The following is a 4,550-nucleotide window of genomic DNA, read 5'->3' as shown; positions in this document are numbered from 1 at the left end:
ATATGTAGGGAGACAATATCCGTATTACAAAAGGAAATGGGAACTTGAGAATAAGCGGATTGCTAGGTGGAGTTGGAATGGTTGGGCTGCTATTTTCAATATAGGCTGGCTAGGATATCGTAAGTATTATGTACCAGCTGCTTTATTTATGTTGTTATTAGTAGCGTGTGATGCATTTTCGTATTATATGGGATTTAATGTAGCGTTGCCAATCATTAATATGGTACCTCTTACGTTTTTATTACTCATTTTTATTCTGTTTGGAATGGGGATTTTTGCAAATGGATTATACTATCAATTTGCGGAAAGACGTATATACCGAATAAAAGCAAGAGAAATAAAAGATAAATCAGTTGAAAACTATCTAATCAATGATAGCGGCGGAACGAGCAAAATGGGAGCGACAATTGTTACTATTTTAGCAGTTGCTAGCATATTTTTTAGTCATTTCTTTTTTCCGACTGATCGAGACGTTATTCAAAAGGTTCGTACAAGCTCGCTTTATGAATATCCTTTCTTTTCAATAGGTGAATCTTTCGAAAATTATTTTCAAAATTCAGGTTGGATATATTATCGTGGAACGGAAGGGTTAGAATTAGTAGAATTCCAAGGATATAACACCGGAACGCCAAGACAAAAGGTGAAGATTCAATTTGTTGTCGATTATAAATTAGGTGAAGTGGAACCATACTCACTTATGGTTAATGGTGAATCTAAAACTGAAGAAGAGTTTTTGAAGCTGATGGAAGAAATATTTAAAGTTCAAAATCCATTTGATATAGAGGATGGATTACAAGTAAATGCTATTCAAGGAAGCGGCTGGAAAGAAATTTCTGACCGCTTTTTTCTATGTTTGTTAAAATAAATATTTAAAATAATCAGAATCTTTTGTATAATAAAATATATTATATAGGATTTAACTTATACATATAGATTGGGGGAAGGAAGAATGAAGAGAAAGACAACAACAATTGCTGCACTTGCGTTAACGACGAGTGTATTGGTTGCAGGATGTGGGAATGGTGAGAAGGCTTCGACAACGAAGAAAGAATCGAATAAGGGAATGGCCGATAAACAAGTTTTAAATTTGCTAGAAACAGCTGAAATTCCTTCAATGGATACATCTAAATCAACGGATTCTGTATCTTTCCGTGTATTTGTAAATGCAATGGAAGGTTTATATCGTCTAGATAAAGATAATAAACCAACACCAGGCATGGCAAAAGATGTGAAGATTAGTGAAGATAAAAAGACATATACATTTGAATTACGTGATGCGAAATGGTCAAATGGTGATCCAGTTCGAGCACAAGATTTTGTATATGCATGGCAACGTACATTAGATAAAGCAATAGCGGCAGAATATGCATTTATTTTATTTGATGTGAAAAATGCACAGAAAGTAAATAAAGGAGAATTACCATCAGATCAATTGGGTGTTAAAGCGAAGGATGATAAAACGTTGGTAGTAGAATTAGAGCAACCAGCACCTTATTTTCTTGAACTTACGTCATTCCCTACATTTTTCCCATTAAATGAAAAATATGTGAAAGAGCAAGGAGATAAATACGGATTAGAAGCAGATAAATTATTATATAATGGACCATTTACAATGAGTCAATGGAAACATGAACAAAATTATCAGTTAAAGAAAAATCCTAATTATTGGGATAAAGATACTGTAAAGTTAGACGAAATTAATGTAAGTATTGTGAAGGAAACAAGCACGGGAGTAAATTTATATGATAGTGATCAAGCAGATCGAGTTATTTTAACTTCTGAATTTGTTGATAAATATAAAAAGAATAAACCAGATGAATTTAAAACGAAGTTAGATCCACGCATATATTTCTTGCGTTTTAACCAAAAAAATGCAACATTTAAAAACCAAAAAGTACGTGAAGCAATTGATTTGGCATATGATAAAAAAGGAATTGCTGATGTCATTTTAAATGACGGTTCATTGCCAGCATATTTCTTAGTACCTGAAAAATTCACGACAGGTCCGGATGGAAAAGACTTCCGCTCTGTAAATAAAAACTTCCGTGATAGTAAAGATAATGCAGAGAAAGCAAAAAAATTATGGGAAGAAGCGAAGAAAGAGCTTGGTCAAGATACAATTACGGTTGAATTACTAAACGATGATAACGGTAGCCGTAAAAAAGTAGGCGACTTTATTAAAGAAGAACTAGAGAAAAACTTGCCTGGTATTAAAGTGAATTTGAAACAGCAACCATACAAGCAGAAGCTAGATTTAGAAAAGAAATTCCAATATGAATTCTCATTATCTGCATGGAGCCCTGATTATCCGGATCCAATGACTTATATTGATATGTTTGTTACTGGAAGCTCATTTAATGAAATGGATTATTCTAATCCGAAGTATGATGATTTAGTAGCGAAATCAAAAGGAGAGCTATTAAAAGATGATAAAGCACGCTGGAATGCACTTGCGGAAGCTGAAAAAATCTTAATTGGTCAAGACGCAGCAATTTCTCCTACGTACCAACAAAGTACAGCTTATTTAGAGAAGCCATTTGTAAAAGGCATTGCTAACCATACGTTTGGCGGGGACTTCAGTTATAAATGGGCATATATTACAAAAAAATAGTATAATAAAAGATGAGTGAATTTTCGCTCATCTTTTATTTGTATAAGGAGGAATTATAGTTGTTAAGGGGAATCAATCACATTTGTTTTTCGGTATCTAATTTAGAAAACTCTATTATGTTTTATGAAAAAGTATTAGAAGGAGAATTACTAGTTAAAGGAAGAAAATTAGCTTATTTTAACATATGTGGAGTATGGATAGCGCTTAATGAAGAGACGCATATTCCGAGAAATGAGATTCATCAATCTTATACGCACATTGCATTTTCTGTTGAACAAGAAGACTTTAAATGTCTAATACAGCGATTAGAAGAAAATGATGTTCATATTTTACAAGGAAGAGAACGTGATGTAAGAGATTGCGAATCTATATACTTTGTTGATCCTGACGGTCATAAATTTGAGTTTCACTCAGGGACACTGCAAGACCGTTTAAATTATTATAGAGATGAGAAACCTCATATGACATTTTATTAGGGAGGGATAGCATTTGCATGCACTTGTAATTGGTGGAACAGGAATGCTAAAGAAAGTTTCTATGTGGCTTTGTGAGAAAGGATTTTATGTTTCTATTATCGGGCGAGATGAAGTGAAATTAGAAAATGTTAAGCGAATGAGTTCTGCACCAGAAAATATTACATGCCTTTCGTTAGATTATCATAATGATGAAGATGTAAAGCTAGCTATTAAAAGTACAATTAAGAAAAATGGTCCGATCACATTAGTTGTTGCATGGGTACACACAAGTGCAAAGCATGCACTATCAAATATTTGTAAAGAACTAGATTTGTCGTCTAAAACATATAGTTTATTTCATATTTTAGGTAGTAAAGCATCACGTATGCCTGCACAAAAAATAGGGAGTACGCGATGTATTTATCATAGAATTATTTTAGGTTTTATTTTAGAAGATACATATGGAAGATGGCTTACTCATGAAGAGATAGCTGATGGAGTTATAAAAGGGATTGAAAGTAAACGAGCGGAGTGGATTGTAGGGAGAGTTGAACCGTGGGAATTACGACCAACATGGTGAGGGGGAGTAAGAAATGAAAACAACTATATATGTAACAAGGCATGGTGAAACAGAGTGGAATGTAGCGAAGCGAATGCAGGGACGGAAAAATTCTGCTTTAACTGAAAATGGTATAGTTCAGGCGAAACAATTAGGGAATCGAATGAAAGATTTACCAATCCATGCGATCTATAGTAGTCCGAGCGAAAGAACACTTCATACGGCAGAGTTAATAAAGGGGGAACGTGATATACCTATTATAGCGGATGAGCATTTCTATGAAATCAACATGGGTATATGGGAAGGACAAACAATCGCGGATATAGAAAAGCAATTTCCAGAAGAAGTACATCTGTTTTGGAATGAGCCACATCTTTTTCAGTCAACATCAGGCGAAAATTTTGAGGCCGTTTATGAAAGAGTAATTGAAGGGATGCAGCTTCTTTTAGAGAAGCATAAGGGACAAAGCATATTGATTGTTTCTCATGCGGCAGCAGCAAAATTACTTGTAGGGCATTTCGCGGGAATTGAAATAGAAAATGTGTGGGATGATCCATTTATGCATAGTGCTAGTTTGAGCATAATAGAATTTGAAGAGGGTATTGGTAAAGTGAAACAATTTGCAGATATAAGTCACTTTCAATAAATGTAAAAAAGGCCGCAAAACGGCCTTTTTTTGGTGGTATAAAAACTAGCAGTTACGTTTTTTATACCAGAAGTGATCAAATTTCTTATTTTTGCAAGATGGGAATTTATGTCCGCCTTTGCAATCATTCCATTTGTGCCCATCATCGTGACAGTCTTTACCATGATCACATGAATCATCGCAAGAGCCGCCGTGTCCGTGAGGGAAGAATTCGCATTTTTTACAGTAACATCGTTTAGTCCAGTAAAATTTCTTTTCAAAACGTACACATTTTGTAAC

5 protein-coding genes and 1 pseudogene are annotated in these 4,550 nt (G+C 34.3%); 5 read left to right on the top strand and 1 reads right to left on the bottom strand.

The genetic code is table 11. The features are described from left to right. From MR167_RS30545 to MR167_RS30525, 5 genes are all read left to right on the top strand, one after another. The coding region (locus MR167_RS30545) for a DUF2628 domain-containing protein (RefSeq protein ID WP_242316174.1) at positions 1–865 on the top strand (865 nt) is incomplete at its 5' end. A gap of 84 nt (positions 866–949) precedes the next feature. Then, entirely contained in the window at positions 950–2,611 is a 1,662-nt protein-coding gene (locus MR167_RS30540) for a peptide ABC transporter substrate-binding protein (RefSeq protein WP_061667472.1), read from the top strand. A 59-nt stretch (positions 2,612–2,670) separates the two neighbouring features. Next, the gene (fosB, locus tag MR167_RS30535; RefSeq protein WP_000943769.1) at positions 2,671–3,087 is read left to right on the top strand and encodes a FosBx1 family fosfomycin resistance bacillithiol transferase; all 417 of its coding nucleotides are present in this window, start codon (positions 2,671–2,673) and stop codon (positions 3,085–3,087) included. 13 nt (positions 3,088–3,100) lie between these two features. Next, a complete protein-coding gene (locus MR167_RS30530; protein WP_000543118.1) occupies positions 3,101–3,646 on the top strand; it encodes a short-chain dehydrogenase in 546 nt (181 codons plus the stop codon). A gap of 13 nt (positions 3,647–3,659) precedes the next feature. Beyond that, positions 3,660–4,271 (top strand): phosphoserine phosphatase 1, encoded by a 612-nt coding sequence (locus tag MR167_RS30525; protein WP_000858828.1) that lies wholly within the window; start codon positions 3,660–3,662, stop codon positions 4,269–4,271. A 45-nt stretch (positions 4,272–4,316) separates the two neighbouring features. Here MR167_RS30525 and exsB read toward each other — a convergent pair. Further along, positions 4,317–4,550: pseudogene (gene exsB / locus MR167_RS30520) on the bottom strand (exosporium protein ExsB); the annotation flags it as partial.

The organism is Bacillus cereus group sp. BfR-BA-01355 (genome assembly GCF_022663675.1).
In the GTDB taxonomy this organism is placed as follows: Bacteria; Bacillota; Bacilli; order Bacillales; family Bacillaceae_G; genus Bacillus_A; species Bacillus_A thuringiensis_S.
Note: the sequence above shows the minus strand (reverse complement) of the source record. Positions and strands in the feature narration are given on the sequence as shown.